Genomic DNA, 17641 nt, shown 5'->3' with positions numbered 1-17641 from the left:
ATGGAATTGAAGGTCACGACCCTCGAAGGTAAGGAAGCCGGCTCGGTCCAGCTTTCCGACACCATTTTCGGCCTCGAGCCGCGCCAGGACATCATTGCACGTTGCGTGCAGTGGCAGCTCAACAAGCGCCAGGCCGGCACGCACAAGGCCAAGGGCCGCGCCGAGATCTGGCGCACCGGCAAGAAGATGTACAAGCAGAAGGGCACCGGTGGTGCTCGTCACGGTTCGGCCCGCGTGCCGCAGTTCCGCGGCGGTGGCCGTGCCTTCGGTCCGGTGGTGCGTTCGCACGCCACCGACCTGCCGAAGAAGGTCCGTGCGCTTGCCCTCAAGCATGCGCTCTCGGCCAAGGCCAAGGACGGCGATCTCGTCGTGATCGACAAGGCGGCGCTGGAAGCTGCCAAGACCAAGGCTCTGCTCGGTCATTTCTCCGGTCTGGGTTTGACCAACGCGCTGATCATCGACGGCGCCGAGCTCAACAACGGCTTCGCCGCTGCGGCCCGCAACATCCCGAACATGGACGTGCTGCCGATCCAGGGCATCAACGTTTATGACATCCTGCGCCGTCGGAAGCTTGTTCTGACCAAGGCCGCCATCGATGCGCTGGAGGCGCGCTTCAAATGACGAAGAACATCGAGCCTCGCCACTACGACGTGATCCTGTCGCCGGTCGTGACCGAAAAGGCCACGATCGCCTCGGAGCACAACAAGGTGCTGTTCAAGGTGGCCGCGAAGGCGACCAAGCCGCAGATCAAGGAAGCGATCGAGAAGCTGTTCGACGTCAAGGTCAAGAGTGTCAACACGCTGGTCCGCAAGGGCAAGACCAAGATCTTCCGCGGCAATCTCGGCTCGCAGTCGAACTCCAAGCGCGCGATCGTGACTCTCGAAGAGGGTCACCGGATCGACGTGACCACCGGTCTGTAAGGTCGTACGACGATGGCACTGAAGACATTCAATCCCACGACGCCGGGCCAGCGCCAGCTGGTCATGGTCGATCGTTCGGCGCTCTACAAGGGCAAGCCGGTCAAGGCGCTCACCGAAGGCAAGCACTCCTCCGGCGGCCGCAACAACACCGGTCGCATCACCGTGCGCTTCCGCGGCGGCGGTCATAAGCGGACATTGCGTACCGTCGATTTCAAGCGCGACAAGGTCGATGCGCCCGCGACGGTCGAGCGGCTGGAGTACGATCCGAACCGCACCGCGTTCATCGCGCTGGTCAAGTACGAAGACGGCACCCAGGCCTATATCCTGGCGCCGCAGCGTTTGGCCGTCGGTGATTCCGTCGTCGCCGGCAACTACGTCGACGTGAAGCCGGGCAATGTTATGCCGCTCGGCAACATGCCGGTCGGCACGATCATCCACAATATCGAGGTCAAGATCGGGAAGGGCGGCCAGCTCGCCCGTTCCGCGGGCACCTACGCCCAGCTGGTCGGTCGCGACCAGGACTACGTGATCGTCCGCCTGAACTCGGGCGAACAGCGCCTGGTGCACGGCCGTTGCCGCGGCACGATTGGCGCGGTGTCGAACCCGGATCACATGAACACGTCGATCGGCAAGGCCGGCCGCAACCGCTGGCTGGGCCGCAAGCCGCACAACCGCGGCGTTTCGATGAACCCGATCGACCATCCGCACGGCGGTGGTGAAGGTCGTACCTCGGGCGGTCGCCACCCGGTTACCCCGTGGGGCAAGCCGACCAAGGGCAAGAAGACCCGCTCCAACAAGTCGACCAACAAATTCATTCTCCTAAGCCGCCACAAGCGGAAGAAGTAAGGAACGCCGGACATGGTTCGTTCAGTCTGGAAAGGCCCGTTCGTCGAGGGTTCTCTGCTCAAGAAGGCAGATGCCGCGCGCTCGTCCGGCCGTCACGACGTCATCAAGATCTGGAGCCGTCGCTCGACGATCCTGCCGCAATTCGTCGGCCTGACCTTCGGCGTCTACAACGGTCAGAAGCACGTGCCGGTGGCGGTCAACGAGGAAATGGTCGGTCACAAGTTCGGCGAGTTCTCGCCGACCCGTACCTTCCATGGCCACTCCGGGGACAAGAAAGCCAAGAAGGCTTGAGGATTAAACGATGAGCAAACCTAAGCGCGAACGGAGCCTCGCCGAGAACGAGGCCAAGGCGGTCGCCCGGATGCTGCGGGTGAGCCCGCAGAAGCTCAACCTGGTCGCCCAGCTCATTCGCGGCCGGAAGGCGGCTGCTGCGCTCGCCGACCTGCAGTTTTCGCGCAAGCGGATCGCGGTTGACGTGAAGAAGTGCCTGGAATCGGCTATTGCCAACGCCGAGAACAACCACGACCTCGACGTCGACGATCTCGTCGTGGCACAGGCCTTCGTCGGCAACGGCCTCGTGATGAAGCGCTTTGCCGCCCGCGGCCGTGGCCGCTCGGGCCGTGTCTACAAACCATTTTCACAGCTGACGATCATCGTTCGTCAGGTCGAAGCCGCAGCAGCGGCTTAAGGGACGCAGGAGAACACGATGGGTCAAAAGATCAATCCGATCGGTCTGCGTCTTGGCATCAACCGGACTTGGGATTCCCGCTGGTTCGCCGGCAAGCAGGAATACGGCAAGCTGCTGCATGAGGACGTCAAGATCCGCGAGATCTTGCACAAGGAGCTCAAGCAGGCGGCCGTCGCCCGCATCGTGATCGAGCGTCCTCACAAGAAGTGCCGCGTCACCATCCACTCGGCTCGTCCGGGCGTGGTGATCGGCAAGAAGGGCGCCGACATCGACAAGCTGCGCAAGAAGGTCGCGGACATCACCTCGTCCGACGTTGTCATCAACATCGTCGAGATCCGCAAGCCGGAGCTCGATGCGACGCTGGTGGCCGAGTCGATCGCGCAGCAGCTGGAGCGCCGCGTCGCGTTCCGCCGCGCCATGAAGCGCGCCGTTCAGTCGGCGATGCGTCTCGGCGCGGAAGGCATCCGCATCAACTGCTCGGGACGTCTGGGCGGTGCGGAAATCGCGCGCATGGAGTGGTACCGCGAAGGTCGCGTGCCGCTACACACGCTGCGCGCAGACATCGACTACGGGGTTGCGACCGCGTTCACGACCTTCGGCACCTGCGGTGTCAAGGTCTGGATCTTCAAGGGCGAGATCCTCGAGCACGATCCGATGGCCCAGGACAAGAGAATGGCCGAGGGCGAGACTGGTGGCGGCGGCGATCGCGGCGGCCGGCAGCGCCGTGACAACGCTGCAGCCTGACGCCAGCACAGAGAATTTGAGGGCTTGAAGCCATGATGCAACCTAAGAAAACGAAGTTCCGGAAGGCGCATAAGGGCCGTATCCACGGCGTTGCGTCTTCGGGCGCGACGTTGGCGTTCGGCCAGTTCGGCCTGAAGGCAACCGAGCCTGAGCGCGTCACCGCGCGCCAGATCGAAGCCGCTCGCCGCGCGCTGACCCGCCACATGAAGCGCGCCGGCCGCGTCTGGATCCGCATTTTCCCCGACGTTCCCGTGTCGAAGAAGCCTGCCGAAGTCCGCATGGGTTCCGGCAAGGGTGCACCGGAATTGTGGGTCGCGCGCGTCAAGCCGGGCCGGGTGCTGTTCGAGATCGACGGCGTCAACACCCAGACGGCGCGTGAGGCGCTGACCCTGGCGGCAGCCAAGCTGCCGATCAAGACGCGCTTCGTCGAGCGCATTGCGGAGTAATGGCCATGGCCCAGATGAAAATCGAAGACATCCGCGCGTTGAGCCCCGATCAGCAGGATGACGCCATCCTGAACCTGAAGAAGGAGCGCTTCAACCTGCGCTTCCAGCGCGCCACCGGGCAGCTCGAGAACACCTCGCGCCTGCGCGAGGCCCGCCGTGACATCGCCCGGATCAAGACCGTCGCCGCGCAGACGCGCGCGAAGAAGAAGTAAGAGGCTTACGAAGATGCCGAAACGTACTTTGCAGGGCGTGGTCGTCAGCGACAAACAAGCCAAGACCATCGTGGTGCGCGTCGATCGCCGCTTCACGCACCCGATCTACAAGAAGACGATCCGCCGTTCGAAGAACTACCACGCGCACGACGAGAGCAACGAGTTCAAGCCGGGCGACATGGTGTGGATCGAGGAATCGAAGCCGATTTCGAAGTTGAAGCGCTGGGTCGTGATCCGGGGCGAACACAAGAAAAGCGCCTGATCTGTTGGCTTTAGCCGACTGACTTCAGGGAAATGTTGAGCGCCGGCTGGGCTGGCGCAAATAGAAGAGGACGAGGTGCATCAATGATTCAGATGCAGACCAACCTCGACGTGGCCGATAATTCTGGCGCACGCCGTGTCATGTGTATCAAGGTGCTCGGGGGCTCCAAGCGCCGCTACGCCACGATCGGCGACATCATCGTTGTCTCGATCAAGGAAGCGATTCCGCGTGGCAAGGTGAAGAAGGGCGACGTGATGAAGGCCGTCGTGGTGCGCGTCCGCAAGGACATCCGCCGCGCCGACGGTTCGGTCATCCGCTTCGACCGCAACGCCGCCGTTCTGATCAACAATCAGTCCGAGCCGGTCGGCACCCGTATCTTCGGGCCCGTGCCGCGCGAGCTGCGCGCCAAGAACCACATGAAGATCATCTCGCTCGCGCCGGAGGTGCTGTAATGGCTGCGAAGATCCGCAAGGGCGATAAGGTCGTCGTGCTGACCGGCCGCGACAAGGGCCGCACCGGCGAGGTGTTCGAAGTGCGTCCCGACGCCGGTACCGCGCTGGTGCGCGGCGTCAACATGGTCAAGCGTCACCAGAAGCAGACGCAGGCCCAGGAGGGCGGCATCATCTCGAAAGAGTCGCCGATCCAACTGTCCAACATCGCGTATGTCGGCAAGGACGGGAAGCCGACCCGCGTCGGATTCAAGATTCTGGCGGACGGCAAGAAGGTCCGCATCGCCAAGAGCTCGGGAGCTGAGATCGATGGCTGAGGCCGCTTACACGCCGCGCCTGCGCGCGGAATACGACGCGAAGATCCGGACGGAAATGACCGAGAAGTTCGGTTATGAGAACGTCATGCAGGTTCCGCGGCTGGACAAGGTCGTGCTGAACATGGGCGTTGGCGATTCCGTCAACGACCGCAAGAAGGCAGAGAACGCCGCTGCGGAATTGACCCAGATCGCCGGCCAAAAGGCGATCGTGACCTATTCGCGGATCGCGATCGCGACCTTCAAGTTGCGTGAGAACCAGCCGATCGGCTGCAAGGTCACGCTGCGCAAGGCTCGCATGTACGAGTTCATCGACCGCCTGGTGACGGTCGCGCTGCCGCGCGTCCGCGACTTCCGCGGCTTGAACCCGAAGAGCTTCGATGGCCGCGGCAACTACTCGCTCGGTCTCAAGGAACACATCATTTTCCCCGAGATCGACTTCGACAAGGTCACGGAATCCCGCGGTATGGACATCACCGTCTGCACCACGGCCAAGACCGACGACGAGGCGAGGGCCTTGTTGACCGCTTTCAATTTCCCGTTCCGGCAGTGAGACGCTGACCTAAAGCCTCTCAAACGCGGATACCCAGGAGCCAAGCATGGCAAAGAAGAGTTCAATCGAGAAGAACAACCGGCGCAAGCGGATGGCGAAGAACGCCGCCCCGAAGCGCGAGCGGTTGAAGGCGATCATCGCCGACAAGTCGCTGCCGATGGAGGAGCGGTTCGCCGCGACCCTGAAGCTGGCGGAAATGCCGCGCAACTCGTCGGCGACCCGCATCCGCCTGCGTTGCGAGCTGACGGGCCGCCCGCGTTCGAACTACCGCAAGAACAAGCTGTCCCGTATCGCGCTGCGTGACCTTGGCTCCAGGGGCATGGTCCCGGGCCTCGTGAAGTCCAGCTGGTAAGGAGGGTCGTTTAAATGTCTACGCACGATCCAATCAGCGATCTGATCACCCGCATCCGCAACGCGCAGATGCGCTCCAAGAACAAGGTCTCCACGCCTGGCTCGAAGATGCGCGAGAATGTTCTCGAGGTGCTGAAGAGCGAAGGCTACATCCGCGGTTACGCCACACTCGAGCACTCCTCGGGCCGCAGCGAGATCGAGATTGAGCTGAAGTATTTCGACGGCGAGCCCGTTATCCGCGAGATCGAGCGTGTCTCCAAGCCCGGGCGTCGCGTTTACGCCTCGGTGAAGAACCTGCCGCGGGTCAATAACGGACTCGGCATTTCGGTGTTGTCGACGCCGAAGGGAATCATGGCTGACCACAGTGCGCGTGAAGCGAACGTGGGCGGCGAAGTTCTCTTCACGGTGTTCTGAGAAGGATTTTTGATCCATGTCACGTGTTGGCAAAAGGCCGGTAGCGGTGCCGTCGGGTGTGACCGCGACCGTCGACGGGCAGACCGTCAAGATGAAGGGGCCGAAGGGCCAGCTTCAGTTCGTCGTCCATAGCGACGTCGAGGTGAAGCTCGACAACGGCCAGGTCAAGGTGAACCCGCGGGTCGAGACCAACCGCGCGCGGGCCCTGTACGGGACCGCTCGCGCCCAGGTCGCGAATCTGGTCGAAGGCGTCACCAAGGGTTTCGAGAAGAAGCTCGAAATCACCGGCGTCGGTTATCGCGCCGCGCTGCAGGGCAAGAACCTGCAGCTCGCGCTCGGCTACAGCCACGATGTGGTCTACGCGATCCCGGAAGGGATCACGATCACCGTGCCGAAGCCGACCGAGATCACGGTGACCGGCAGCGACATTCAGCGCGTCGGCCAGGTCGCCGCCGAGATTCGCTCCTATCGTCCGCCGGAACCCTACAAGGGCAAGGGCGTGAAGTATGTTGGCGAATTCATCTTCCGCAAGGAAGGCAAGAAGAAGTAACGGAGCCGGTCATGTCGAAAGCCAAGGTTACGAATGCCCGGCGCAAGCGCAGTGTACGACTGAAGCTGCGCCGCTCGGGTGGCGGCCGTCCGCGCCTGTCGGTGTTCCGCTCGTCCAAGCACATCTACGCCCAGGTCATCGACGACCTGAAGGGCGAGACGCTTGCCTCTGCCTCGTCGCTCGAGAAGTCGATGCGCGATGGCGGCAAGACCGGCGCCGACATCGATGCGGCGAAGGCGGTCGGCAAGCTGCTGGCCGAGCGCGCCGCCGAGAAGGGTGTCAAGGAAGTCGTGTTCGATCGCGGCAGCTATCTCTATCACGGGCGCGTCAAGGCTCTTGCCGACGCGGCGCGTGAGAGCGGGCTGAGCTTCTAACAGAATTTGAGGATTGAGGCGTAAGCCTCTGAAGGACTGGAAAAACCATGGCAGAACGCGAACAACGTGGTGGACGCGATCAACGCGGCGGCGGACGTGAACGCAGGGAAGAGCGCGACAGCGAGTTCGTCGACAAGCTCGTCCACATCAATCGCGTCGCCAAGGTCGTCAAGGGCGGCAAGCGCTTCGGTTTCGCAGCGCTGGTCGTGATCGGCGACCAGAAGGGCCGCGCCGGCTTCGGTCACGGCAAGGCGCGCGAAGTGCCCGAGGCGATCCGCAAGGCAACCGAATCCGCCAAGCGCAACCTCACCCGCGTGTCGCTGCGCGAGGGCCGCACGCTGCATCACGACATCGCCGGCCGTCATGGCGCGGGCCGTGTTTACCTGCGCGCAGCTCCGGCCGGCACCGGCATCATCGCCGGCGGTCCGATGCGCGCCGTGTTCGAGACGCTCGGCGTCCAGGACGTGGTTGCGAAGTCGATCGGCTCGTCGAACCCGTACAACATGGTTCGCGCGACGTTCGATGCGCTGAAGCATCAGGATTCGCCGCGCTCGGTCGCTGCCCGCCGCAACATCAAGGTGTCCACCCTCCAGTCCCGCCGTATCGGTGGCGACGCCGAGGCGGTTGCCGAATAACGCAAGCTTTTCGGAGTAGACGCCCATGGCCAAGAGTGCCGTTACGACCGCAAAGACGATCAAGATCGAGCAGACCGGCAGCGCGATCCGCCGCCATCACTCGCAGCGCTCGACGCTGATCGGGCTCAAGCTCAACAAGATCGGCCGCACCAGCGAACTGCCGGACACCCCGGCGGTGCGCGGCATGATCTTGAAAGTTCACCATCTCGTTCGCATCGTCGACGAGAAGTAAGCAAAGGCGCACGATCCCGAAGCGGGGACCCGTTTTCGGTGAAGGTCATGCGCAGGAAACAAGGAGCAGGGCGATGAAGCTCAGCGATATCGCCGACAATGCCGGCTCGCGCAAGAAGCGTATGCGCGTCGGCCGCGGCATTGGTTCGGGCAAGGGCAAGCAGGCCGGCCGCGGTGGCAAGGGCCAGACCGCGCGTTCGGGCGTGCGCATCAAGGGTTTCGAAGGCGGCCAGATGCCCTTGCATCGCCGTCTGCCCAAGCGCGGCTTCAACAACATCTTCCGCATCGAGTTCGCCGAGATCAATCTCGACCGGCTCCAGGACGCGGTCGATGCCAAGAAGATCGACACCGGCAGCGTCGTGAACGTCGAATCCCTGGTCAAGGCCGGCGTGCTGCGCCGCGCCAAGGGCGGCCTGCGGCTGCTCGGCCGCGGCGAGTTCAAGGCCAAGCTCAACATCGAAGTGCACGGCGCCTCGAAGACCGCAATCGCGGCAGTCGAGAAGGCCGGCGGCTCGGTGAAGATCCTCGCGCCTGCCAAGGAAGAAGGCGAGGCGGCGTAACAACTGCGTCATCGGCCCGCAGCTCGCGGGCCTTTACGCATGCGGGACGATGGATTTATCGAAGCCGTAGCCCCAGATAATGTCCGGTGTCCGGTATAATGTAGCCCGGCCGCGGGCATGACGGCGCAATAAGCGGCGGGAGAAAGTCCAAGATGGCCTCTGCAGCGGAACAACTGGCAGCCAATCTCAATTTCGGTGCGTTTGCCAAGGCCGACGAACTGAAGAAGCGCATCTGGTTCACCCTGGGTGCGCTGCTCGTTTATCGGCTCGGGACCTACATCCCGCTGCCCGGCATCGATCCCAACATCTGGGAGCAGGTGTTCCGCTCCCAGGCGGGCGGCATCCTCGGCATGTTCAACATGTTCGCCGGCGGCGGCATTCACCGCATGGCGATCTTTGCGCTGAACATCATGCCGTACATCTCGGCCTCCATCATCATCCAGCTCCTGACCACCGTCTCGCCGCAGCTCGAGGCGCTGAAGAAGGAAGGCGAGTCCGGCCGCAAGCTGCTGAACCAGTACACCCGTTATCTCACGGTGATCCTGGCCGCGTTCCAGTCCTACGGCATCGCGGTAGGCCTCGAAGGCGCAGGCAACGTCGTCAGCGACCCCGGCATGTTCTTCCGTCTGTCCACGGCGATCACGCTGACCGGCGGCACCATGTTCCTGATGTGGCTGGGCGAGCAGATCACCTCGCGCGGCATCGGCAACGGCATTTCCCTTATCATTCTCTCCGGCATCGTCGCCGAGCTGCCCGCGGCGCTCGCCAACATGCTCGAGCTCGGCCGTCAGGGTGCGATGTCGACGGGCCTGATTCTGGTCGTCATCATCATGGCGGTGGCCGTGATCGCCTTCATCGTGTTCGTGGAGCGCGCCCAGCGCCGGCTCTTGATCCAGTATCCGAAGCGCCAGGTCGGCAACAAGATGTTCGAGGGGCAGTCCTCGCATCTGCCGCTCAAGCTCAACACCTCGGGCGTGATCCCGCCGATCTTCGCGTCCTCGCTGCTGCTGCTGCCGACCACGGTCGCGAACTTCAACGCGGGCAGCGGGCCGGAATGGTTCCAGTGGATCAACACCCAGCTCGGCCACGGCCGTCCGCTGTTCCTGATCATGTATCTGGCGCTGATCGTGTTCTTCGCCTTCTTCTACACCGCGATCGTGTTCAATCCGACCGAGACCGCGGACAATCTGAAGAAGCACGGCGGCTTCATTCCGGGCATCCGTCCGGGCGAGCGTACCGCGGAATATATCGACTACGTGCTGTCGCGCATCACTGTGCTCGGCGCGGTCTATCTGGCGATCGTCTGCTTGATTCCGGAAATCCTGATCTCCTACGCGTCGGTGCCGTTCTACTTTGGCGGCACGTCGCTGCTGATCGTCGTCAGCGTCACCATGGACACGGTGGCGCAGGTGCAGGGCTATCTCCTGGCGCATCAGTACGAAGGCCTGATCCGGAAGTCGAAGCTGCGCGGCCGCCGCCGTTAAGCGCGGCGTCCCCTCGGGCGGCGCAATTGCGCCGCCGATTCGCCGCGCGTGCAACGCGCGCGGACGGCGAGCCGGGCATTCGGTCGCCTCGACAGAGCCGCTCTTACTGTCGTGCAAGCACTGATCTCAAAGGCTTCTTGGCGTCCGGCCATTTGCTCCCCTATGATATGGGTAGCGGTGCGGCGCTGATTATGATTTGCACTGTAGCTGGACTTCAAAACACGGGCGCGCGACGCATCGCGCACCAATCGGGGGGCGTACGCCGATGAGAATTATACTTCTGGGGCCGCCGGGATCGGGCAAGGGCACCCAGGCGCAGCTGCTTGTGCAGCGCTATGGTATCGTCCAACTCTCGACCGGCGAGATGTTGCGTGCAGCGGTGGCGGCCGGAACGCCGGTCGGTCTCAAGGCCAAGGAGATCATGGCCAGCGGCGGTCTCGTGCCCGATGATGTCGTGGTCGGAATCATCTCCGATCGAATCGATCAGCCGGATGCCAAAAACGGTTTCATCCTCGACGGTTTCCCGCGGACCGTGCCGCAGGCCGAGGCGCTGGATGAGCTGCTCAAGCAGAAGCACCTCAAGCTCGACGCCGTGATTGAGCTCCGCGTCAACGAGAGCGCGCTCCTGAACCGTGTCGAGACCCGCGTCGCCCAGATGCGCGAGCGCGGGGAGGAGGTCCGGCTCGACGACACCCCGGAGGTCCTAACCAAGCGGTTAGCCAGCTACCGCAACCAGACGGAGCCGCTGATTCACTACTATTCCGAGCGGCGGAAGCTCTCGACCATCGACGGCATGATGGCCATCGACGAGGTCACCCGCGCCATCCATCGCCAGCTCCTGGCGCTCGGGGCGGTCGAGCCCAAGACTCATGGCAAGACCCGCGCCCGCAGCGCGGCCAAGGCCGCCCCGGCTAAAAAGGCCAAGGCGGCGACGAAATCGGCTAAAAAGCCGACGAAGACGGCCAAAAAGGCCGCCAAATCCAAGAAGGCGGCTAAAAAGACCGTGACGGGTCCCAAGAAGGCGGCCAAGAAAACCGGCAAGAAAGCCGCCAAGAAGGCAGGGAAGAAGAAGGCAGCCAAAAAGACCGCAAAGAAGGCTGTCAAAAAAGGTGCCAAAAAGGCCGCAAAAAAGGTCACGAAAAAGCGAGCTAAGCGCTAGCAGCGGTTGACGAAAGCCCCCTGAATCCCCTAATAAGCCCCGCATCCAAGTCGGATAGTTTCAAACGATGCCGGGCCCCAGGAAGACCAGGGGTGGGCGTCGTGTTCGCGTTTGTGAACACCTGCCCGAGAAACCAGCACTTAAAGCGCGATTCCTGACGAGGAATCGGCGACAGGAGAGAAGGCCGTGGCCCGTATTGCCGGCGTGAACATCCCGACCAACAAGCGCGTGCTGATCGCGCTCCAGTACATCCATGGCATCGGCCAGAAGATCGCCGGTGAGATCATGGAGAAGGTCAAGATCCCAGACGATCGTCGGGTCAATCAGCTCAGCGACGCCGAAGTGCTTCAGATCCGCGAAGTGATCGACCGCGACTATCTCGTCGAGGGCGATTTGCGTCGTGAGGTCGGCATCAACATCAAGCGTCTGATGGACCTCGGCTGCTACCGCGGCCTGCGCCATCGTCGCGGTCTGCCGGTGCGTGGCCAGCGTACCCACACCAACGCGCGCACGCGCAAGGGTCCGGCCAAGGCCATCGCCGGCAAGAAGAAGTAAGTTTTCGCATCCAATCACGGCGTGTGGCGAAAGGGGATGACCCGTTCGCCACGCGCCTTTCGTTCCACAGGTGTAGCCGCTGGCATTACGGCGGCGTTTGAGATCTTCAGGAAAGGTAGTCTATGGGCAAGGAAGCCACCCGCGTTCGTCGTCGTGAGCGCAAGAACATCGCCTCCGGCGTCGCGCACGTGAACTCGTCGTTCAACAACACGACCATCACCATCACCGACGCGCAGGGCAACACGATTGCCTGGTCCTCCGCCGGCACGATGGGCTTCAAGGGCTCGCGCAAGTCGACCCCGTATGCCGCACAGGTTGCCGCCGAGGACGTGTCGAAGAAGGCGCAGGAGCACGGCATGCGCACGCTGGAAGTCGAAGTCGCCGGTCCCGGTTCGGGCCGCGAATCGGCGCTCCGGGCGCTCCAGGCCGCGGGCTTCACCGTCACCTCGATCCGTGATGTGACCACGATCCCGCACAACGGTTGCCGTCCCCGCAAGCGTCGGCGCGTTTGATACCAAATTGCGGGCGCATTGGCGCCCGCAATGATTTTTTGCAAAGCCGTGGAAATGATCTGCGGCCTTTCTCCAACGCCAGTGCCTGCAACAGCAGTCTGACTGGCCTGTATGGGTGAAACAGTGACGATCCAGAAAAATTGGCAAGAACTGATTCGGCCGAACAAGCTGCAGGTACAGCCCGGCAGCGATCCGACCCGTTTCGCGACCATCGTCGCCGAACCGCTCGAGCGCGGCTTCGGCCAGACGCTCGGCAACGCGCTGCGCCGCATCCTGCTGTCCTCGCTCCAGGGCGCGGCGGTGCAGTCGGTGCACATCGACGGCGTGCTGCACGAGTTCTCCTCGATCGCGGGCGTCCGTGAGGACGTCACCGACATCGTGCTCAACATCAAGGACATCTCGATCAAGATGCAGGGCGAAGGCCCCAAGCGCATGGTCGTCAAGAAGTCCGGCCCGGGCGTCGTCACCGCCGGCGACATCCAGACCGTGGGCGACGTCGTCGTGCTCAATCCCGACCTGCAGATCTGCACGCTCGACGAGGGCGCCGAGATCCGCATGGAGTTCACGGTCGCAACCGGCAAGGGCTACGTTCCCGCCGAGCGCAACCGCCCCGAGGACGCGCCGATCGGCCTGATCCCGGTCGACAGCCTGTACTCGCCGGTCCGCAAGGTCTCCTACAAAGTCGAGAACACCCGCGAGGGCCAGATCCTCGACTACGACAAGCTGACCATGACAATCGAGACCAACGGCGCGCTGACGCCGGATGATTCCGTGGCCTACGCCGCGCGCATCCTGCAGGATCAGCTCAACGTGTTCGTCAACTTCGAAGAGCCGCGCAAGGAAGTCGCCCAGGAGATCATCCCGGACCTCGCCTTCAACCCGGCCTTCCTCAAGAAGGTGGACGAGCTCGAGCTGTCGGTGCGTTCGGCCAATTGCTTGAAGAACGACAACATCGTCTACATCGGCGACCTCGTGCAGAAGAGCGAAGCGGAAATGCTCCGCACTCCGAACTTCGGCCGCAAGTCGCTGAACGAGATCAAGGAAGTGCTGGCCCAGATGGGTCTGCACCTCGGCATGGAAGTGCCGGGCTGGCCGCCGGAGAATATCGACGAGCTCGCCAAGCGCTTCGAGGATCACTACTGATCCGAACGACAACAGGCTAAGGCGCGAATTCATCGCGCCTTAGCGGGCGAACGCAGGCAGCCCACCTGAGCAACTGGTCCGACGAACCGTCGCGACGAATGAAATTCAAGGAATCAAAAAATGCGTCACGGCAAGGTTCATCGTAAGCTCAACCGCACCGCCGAGCATCGCCGCGCGATGTTCGCCAACATGTGCGCCGCGCTGATCAAGCACGAGCAGATCGTCACCACGCTGCCGAAGGCGAAGGAATTGCGTCCGATCGTCGAGAAGCTGATTACCCTCGGCAAGAAGGGCGGGCTGGCCATGCGCCGCCAGGCCATCTCCGAGATGCGCGACAAGGATCAGGTCCGGAAGCTGTTCGACACGCTCGCGCCCCGCTACAAGGATCGCCAGGGCGGCTACACCCGCATCATCAAGGCCGGCTTCCGCTACGGCGACAACGCCGCGATGGCCGTGATCGAGTTCGTCGATCGTGACGTTGATGCCAAGGGCCAGGACTCCGGTCCGGTGCAGGAAAAGGAAGCCGAGGCGGCGTAAGCCGACCGGTAGAGAGTTTTCAGAAAGCGGCGCCTTCGGGCGCCGCTTTTTTATTGGCCGTCCTCGTTCGTTAGGTCCCGTCCCTCACGCGTCGGTGAGTGCCGATTGCTATCGTGCCGGTAGCGCCCAATATCTCCGTCAGCATCAACGGAGATCACGCATGAACATCGACCTTTCCGGAAAGACCGCCCTCGTCACCGGCTCGACCGCCGGTATCGGCCACGCCATCGCCAAGGGCCTTGCCGGCTCGGGTGCGAGCGTCGTGATCAACGGACGCGGCCAGGACAAGGTCGATGCGGCCGTGCGCAAGCTGGAGGGAGCGGGGGCCAAGGTCCGCGGCATCGCCGCCGATGTCTCGACCGCTGCCGGCTGCAAGGCGCTGGCCGCGGCGCTGCCAGACGTCGACATCCTCATCAACAATGCCGGCATCTTCGAGCCGAAAGACTTTTTCGACATTCCGGACGAGGACTGGAGCCGCTTCTTCGAGGTCAACGTGATGAGCGGCGTGCGTCTCTCGCGCGCGTATATGAAGGGCATGCTCAAGCGCAACTGGGGCCGAGTCGTCTTCATCTCCTCGGAGTCCGGGCTCAACATTCCCGTCGAGATGATCCACTACGGTATGAGCAAGACGGCGCAGCTCTCGGTCGCGCGCGGCCTGGCGCAGCTCACACGCGGCACCGGCGTCACGGTCAATTCCGTGCTGCCGGGCCCGACCATGTCGGAGGGCGTGGAGACGTTCGTGAAGGATCTTGCCAAGCAGAACGGCCAGTCGGTCGATGAGGCCGCGGCCAATTTCGTCAAACAGCATCGCCCAAGCTCGCTGCTCCAGCGCTTCGCCAGCGTCGACGAAATCGCCAACATGGTGGTCTATGTCGCCTCGAAGGAAGCGTCCGCAACCAACGGTGCGGCGCTGCGCGCGGAAGGCGGCATCGTCAACACGATTGCCTGAGGCCAATTCATGCCGGCCTATGTGATCTCGGAGGTCGAGGCGCGCGATCAGGCCGCGATGGAGGCCTATCGCGGCTTGGCGGCGCAAACCATCGCGCAATATGGCGGCCGCTACCTCGCGCGCGGCGGTGCCGCTGAGGTGGTGGAGGGCGGCCCGCCGCCCAAGACCATCATCATCGTAGAGTTTCCCTCGATCGAACGCGCGCGCGAATGGTACGCGTCGCCGGAATATGCGGCGGCGCTCAAACTGCGGCGGACCGCGCTGGAGCGGCGGTTGATGTTCGTTGAAGGCGTGGTTCCAGTCTAGCTGGTCTGCTCGCTTGCCCCTTCAATTCGCGACGTGACCGGCTAAAACTCCGGCTCATGCTCTGGCCCCTGTCGACGCGCCATAAACGCCTGTTCAGGCTGACATCCGCGCGATGGCAGCGGCGGGCAATCTTCGTGCTCGGTGGGATCGGGGTTGGCGCCGCGGCGGTGGCGCTGGCGCAACTCGCCGATCTCGCCCAGCACGCCTTTGCGCTGCTGTTGGCCCAGTCGCGGTACGCCGTGCTCGCGGTGACACCTCTCGGCTTCATGCTCTCGGCCTATCTAACTACCCGGCTGTTCCCGAACGCACAGGGCAGCGGCATTCCTCAGGCGATCGCCGCACGGCATCTGACCGACCAGACGGCGCGCGAGAGCCTGGTCTCGATCCGAATCGCGATCGGCAAGGTGATCCTCACTTTGTTCGGTCTGCTGTGCGGTGGCTCCGTCGGCCGGGAAGGACCGAGCGTTCAAGTCGGCGCTTCCATCATGTTCGCGCTCGGACGCGTCTCGCCACGCCACCAGCCCGGATTGATCCTGGCCGGCGCGGCCGCCGGCGTCGCGGCCGCCTTCAACACGCCGCTGGCAGGGATCGTCTTCGGCATCGAGGAGATGAGCCGGGCTTTCGAGACGCGTACCAGCAGTCTCATCATCGCGGCGGTGATAGCGGCCGGCCTGACCTCGCTCGCGCTGATGGGCAACTACGCCTATTTCGGCAGCAGTGCGATGTCGCTGGCCCCCGGTGCCGACTGGCTGGCGGTTCCAGTGTGCGGCGTGGTCGGCGGTTTGGCCGGCGGCGTCTTCAGCCGCATCGTCATCGTGATGGCGCGCGGCTTGGCCCATCCTTTCGGACGCGCGGTGAAGGGCCACCCTTTGTGGTTCGCGCTTGCGTGCGGATTGGCGGTCGCGATCTGCGGCATCGTCTCCGGCGATACGATCTATGGCACAGGCTACCAGCAGGTAAAGACGGCCCTGGAGCATGGCGCACCGCTGCCGCAGGACTTCGGCATCCTCAAGCTTCTCGCCACCACCTTCGCGGCGATCAGTGGCATACCCGGCGGAATTTTTTCGCCGTCACTCGCCGTCGGTGCCGGCCTCGGCAGCAATATCGCATCCTTCTTCCACGACGCTCCGCTCGGTGCGATCATGTTGCTCGGCATGGTCTCCTATTTTGCCGGTGTGGTGCAGGCGCCGATCACCGCTTTCGTCATCGTGACCGAGATGACCGATAACCATGCCATGGTGGTGCCGTTGATGGCCGCCGCCCTGATTGCACATGCCACATCGCGGATGATCTCCGAGGAAGGGATCTATCACGCGCTCGCCAAGGGCTTTATCGAGCGGGCGACGCGTTCGCCGGAGACGAATGCGGCGCCCGCTTCGAGCTAGGACCTACCACCCCTCCAGCACGATCTTGCCGCGCGACTTGCCGCTCTCGAGCAGCGCGTGCGCGCGCTTGAGATTGGCCGCGTTGATCGTGCCAAAGGTCTGGTCGAGCGTCGTGCGCAGCACGCCCTTGTCGATGAGGTCGGCGACGTCGTTCAGCAGATGATGCTGCGCGATCATATCGGCAGTCTGGAACGAAGAGCGCGTGAACATCGATTCCCAGTGCACCGAGATCGCCTTGCCCTTGAACGCACTCATGGTGAATTCCGGGGGATCGTCGATCAGGCCAAACTTCCCCTGCGGCGCCATGAACTCGACGATGCTCTTGTAGTGCTGGTCGGTGAAGGTGAGGCTCGCCACCAGCGCGACCGGCGGCAGCTTCAGCTTCTCGATCTGCTCCTTCATCGGCTTACCGTGGTCGATCACCGCATGCGCGCCGAGATCGAGGCACCATTTTTGCGATTCCGGCCGCGTCGCGGTCGCGAGCACCGTCAGCCCGGTGAGGCGGCGGGCGAGCTGGATCAGGATCGAGCCGACGCCACCGGCCCCGCCCGTGATCAGCAGCGTACGCGGATCGACACTCTTGCCCGGCACCGCACCAAGCCGGTCGAACAACAGCTCCCAGGCGGTGATGGAGGTGAGGGGAAGGGCGGCTGCCTGCGCGAACGACAGGCTCTTCGGCTTGTTGCCGACGATACGCTCGTCAACCAGATGGAATTCGGAATTGGTGCCCTGGCGCAGGATCGAGCCGGCGTAAAATACCTCGTCGCCCGGCTTGAACAACGTGACGTCGGGACCGACGGCTTCGATCACGCCGGCCGCGTCATAGCCCAAAATCTTCGTTTCCCCGTCGGGCGGGGCGGCGCGCTTGCGCACCTTGTAGTCGACCGGATTGGCCGAGATCGCCTTCACGGCCACGCGGATATCACGGCCCTTGGGTTCGGGCTTAGCGGTCTCGAAATCGAACAGCGCGTCCTGTTCCTCGATCGGAAGCGACTTTTTGTAACCAACGGCCTTCATGGCTTGTCTCCTTCAGATAGCGGCGTTGCAGATGCGGGGTCCCGG

29 protein-coding genes are annotated in these 17641 nt (G+C 63.3%); 28 read left to right on the top strand and 1 reads right to left on the bottom strand.

Annotated elements, in window-relative coordinates; all coding sequences use genetic code 11:
* The 28 genes from rplD to AC0L27_RS17700 all read left to right on the top strand — a co-directional run bounded on the left by rplD (position 1) and on the right by AC0L27_RS17700 (position 16579).
* Entirely contained in the window at positions 1-621 is a 621-nt protein-coding gene (gene rplD / locus AC0L27_RS17835; RefSeq protein ID WP_211399436.1) for a 50S ribosomal protein L4, read from the top strand.
* Positions 618-920, top strand: a complete 303-nt coding sequence (locus tag AC0L27_RS17830; RefSeq protein WP_007603019.1) for a 50S ribosomal protein L23 — start codon at positions 618-620, stop codon at positions 918-920. Before rplD ends, AC0L27_RS17830 begins: the two co-directional genes overlap by 4 nt.
* Before the next feature lie 12 nt (positions 921-932).
* On the top strand, positions 933-1766 hold the full coding sequence (gene rplB / locus AC0L27_RS17825; RefSeq protein WP_247497529.1) for a 50S ribosomal protein L2: 834 nt from the start codon (positions 933-935) through the stop codon (positions 1764-1766).
* 12 nt (positions 1767-1778) lie between these two features.
* A complete protein-coding gene (gene rpsS / locus AC0L27_RS17820; RefSeq protein WP_007603021.1) occupies positions 1779-2057 on the top strand; it encodes a 30S ribosomal protein S19 in 279 nt (92 codons plus the stop codon).
* A gap of 10 nt (positions 2058-2067) precedes the next feature.
* On the top strand, positions 2068-2454 hold the full coding sequence (gene rplV, locus AC0L27_RS17815) for a 50S ribosomal protein L22 (protein ID WP_007603022.1): 387 nt from the start codon (positions 2068-2070) through the stop codon (positions 2452-2454).
* A gap of 18 nt (positions 2455-2472) precedes the next feature.
* Positions 2473-3198 carry a 30S ribosomal protein S3 gene (gene rpsC, locus AC0L27_RS17810; RefSeq protein ID WP_247497528.1) on the top strand — a complete coding sequence of 242 codons (726 nt, stop codon included), beginning with the start codon at positions 2473-2475 and terminating at the stop codon, positions 3196-3198.
* Between the two features lie 32 nt (positions 3199-3230).
* Positions 3231-3644 carry a 50S ribosomal protein L16 gene (gene rplP, locus AC0L27_RS17805; RefSeq protein WP_007603024.1) on the top strand — a complete coding sequence of 138 codons (414 nt, stop codon included), beginning with the start codon at positions 3231-3233 and terminating at the stop codon, positions 3642-3644.
* A 5-nt stretch (positions 3645-3649) separates the two neighbouring features.
* Positions 3650-3856: a 50S ribosomal protein L29 gene (rpmC, locus tag AC0L27_RS17800; RefSeq protein WP_007603026.1), complete on the top strand. Its 207-nt coding sequence runs from the start codon at positions 3650-3652 to the stop codon at positions 3854-3856.
* Positions 3857-3869: 13 nt separating this feature from the next.
* Entirely contained in the window at positions 3870-4118 is a 249-nt protein-coding gene (rpsQ, locus tag AC0L27_RS17795; protein ID WP_007603028.1) for a 30S ribosomal protein S17, read from the top strand.
* Between the two features lie 83 nt (positions 4119-4201).
* Positions 4202-4570, top strand: coding sequence for a 50S ribosomal protein L14 (rplN, locus tag AC0L27_RS17790; RefSeq protein ID WP_007603030.1), 369 nt, complete (start codon positions 4202-4204; stop codon positions 4568-4570).
* The gene (gene rplX / locus AC0L27_RS17785; RefSeq protein ID WP_200520812.1) at positions 4570-4884 is read left to right on the top strand and encodes a 50S ribosomal protein L24; all 315 of its coding nucleotides are present in this window, start codon (positions 4570-4572) and stop codon (positions 4882-4884) included. The genes rplN and rplX overlap by 1 nt, the downstream gene beginning before the upstream one ends.
* Positions 4877-5434 carry a 50S ribosomal protein L5 gene (gene rplE, locus AC0L27_RS17780; RefSeq protein WP_007603032.1) on the top strand — a complete coding sequence of 186 codons (558 nt, stop codon included), beginning with the start codon at positions 4877-4879 and terminating at the stop codon, positions 5432-5434. The genes rplX and rplE overlap by 8 nt, the downstream gene beginning before the upstream one ends.
* Positions 5435-5480: 46 nt before the next feature.
* Entirely contained in the window at positions 5481-5786 is a 306-nt protein-coding gene (gene rpsN, locus AC0L27_RS17775) for a 30S ribosomal protein S14 (RefSeq protein WP_275168100.1), read from the top strand.
* Positions 5787-5800: 14 nt separating this feature from the next.
* On the top strand, positions 5801-6199 hold the full coding sequence (gene rpsH, locus AC0L27_RS17770) for a 30S ribosomal protein S8 (protein WP_007603034.1): 399 nt from the start codon (positions 5801-5803) through the stop codon (positions 6197-6199).
* A gap of 16 nt (positions 6200-6215) precedes the next feature.
* Complete coding sequence (rplF, locus tag AC0L27_RS17765) at positions 6216-6749, top strand: 50S ribosomal protein L6 (protein WP_007611603.1); 534 nt, start codon at positions 6216-6218, stop codon at positions 6747-6749.
* A gap of 11 nt (positions 6750-6760) precedes the next feature.
* Complete coding sequence (gene rplR / locus AC0L27_RS17760; protein WP_007603036.1) at positions 6761-7123, top strand: 50S ribosomal protein L18; 363 nt, start codon at positions 6761-6763, stop codon at positions 7121-7123.
* 47 nt (positions 7124-7170) lie between these two features.
* Positions 7171-7758, top strand: coding sequence for a 30S ribosomal protein S5 (gene rpsE, locus AC0L27_RS17755; RefSeq protein WP_007603037.1), 588 nt, complete (start codon positions 7171-7173; stop codon positions 7756-7758).
* Between the two features lie 25 nt (positions 7759-7783).
* Positions 7784-7990: a 50S ribosomal protein L30 gene (gene rpmD / locus AC0L27_RS17750; protein WP_007603038.1), complete on the top strand. Its 207-nt coding sequence runs from the start codon at positions 7784-7786 to the stop codon at positions 7988-7990.
* 73 nt (positions 7991-8063) lie between these two features.
* Positions 8064-8549 (top strand): 50S ribosomal protein L15, encoded by a 486-nt coding sequence (rplO, locus tag AC0L27_RS17745; RefSeq protein WP_247497526.1) that lies wholly within the window; start codon positions 8064-8066, stop codon positions 8547-8549.
* Between the two features lie 152 nt (positions 8550-8701).
* Complete coding sequence (gene secY, locus AC0L27_RS17740; RefSeq protein ID WP_007611601.1) at positions 8702-10033, top strand: preprotein translocase subunit SecY; 1332 nt, start codon at positions 8702-8704, stop codon at positions 10031-10033.
* 265 nt (positions 10034-10298) lie between these two features.
* On the top strand, positions 10299-11192 hold the full coding sequence (locus AC0L27_RS17735) for an adenylate kinase (protein WP_473319869.1): 894 nt from the start codon (positions 10299-10301) through the stop codon (positions 11190-11192).
* 186 nt (positions 11193-11378) lie between these two features.
* Complete coding sequence (gene rpsM, locus AC0L27_RS17730; RefSeq protein WP_007611599.1) at positions 11379-11747, top strand: 30S ribosomal protein S13; 369 nt, start codon at positions 11379-11381, stop codon at positions 11745-11747.
* A gap of 122 nt (positions 11748-11869) precedes the next feature.
* Complete coding sequence (gene rpsK / locus AC0L27_RS17725; protein ID WP_007603045.1) at positions 11870-12259, top strand: 30S ribosomal protein S11; 390 nt, start codon at positions 11870-11872, stop codon at positions 12257-12259.
* A 111-nt stretch (positions 12260-12370) separates the two neighbouring features.
* On the top strand, positions 12371-13402 hold the full coding sequence (locus AC0L27_RS17720) for a DNA-directed RNA polymerase subunit alpha (protein WP_007603046.1): 1032 nt from the start codon (positions 12371-12373) through the stop codon (positions 13400-13402).
* Between the two features lie 120 nt (positions 13403-13522).
* Entirely contained in the window at positions 13523-13939 is a 417-nt protein-coding gene (rplQ, locus tag AC0L27_RS17715) for a 50S ribosomal protein L17 (RefSeq protein ID WP_275168098.1), read from the top strand.
* Between the two features lie 160 nt (positions 13940-14099).
* Positions 14100-14888, top strand: coding sequence for an SDR family NAD(P)-dependent oxidoreductase (locus AC0L27_RS17710; RefSeq protein ID WP_354209265.1), 789 nt, complete (start codon positions 14100-14102; stop codon positions 14886-14888).
* A 9-nt stretch (positions 14889-14897) separates the two neighbouring features.
* A complete protein-coding gene (locus tag AC0L27_RS17705) occupies positions 14898-15194 on the top strand; it encodes a DUF1330 domain-containing protein (protein ID WP_275168095.1) in 297 nt (98 codons plus the stop codon).
* Positions 15195-15250: 56 nt separating this feature from the next.
* On the top strand, positions 15251-16579 hold the full coding sequence (locus AC0L27_RS17700) for a chloride channel protein (protein ID WP_354209266.1): 1329 nt from the start codon (positions 15251-15253) through the stop codon (positions 16577-16579).
* 3 nt (positions 16580-16582) lie between these two features.
* On the opposite strand, the gene AC0L27_RS17695 is transcribed toward AC0L27_RS17700, so the two are convergent.
* On the bottom strand, positions 16583-17596 hold the full coding sequence (locus AC0L27_RS17695; protein ID WP_354209267.1) for a zinc-binding alcohol dehydrogenase family protein: 1014 nt from the start codon (positions 17594-17596) through the stop codon (positions 16583-16585).
* Between the last annotated feature and the right edge of the window lie 45 nt (positions 17597-17641).

The organism is Bradyrhizobium sp. Ken51, assembly GCF_055807435.1.
The sequence above is the reverse complement of the archived record's forward strand: the minus strand, read 5'-3'. Positions and strand labels throughout refer to the sequence as shown.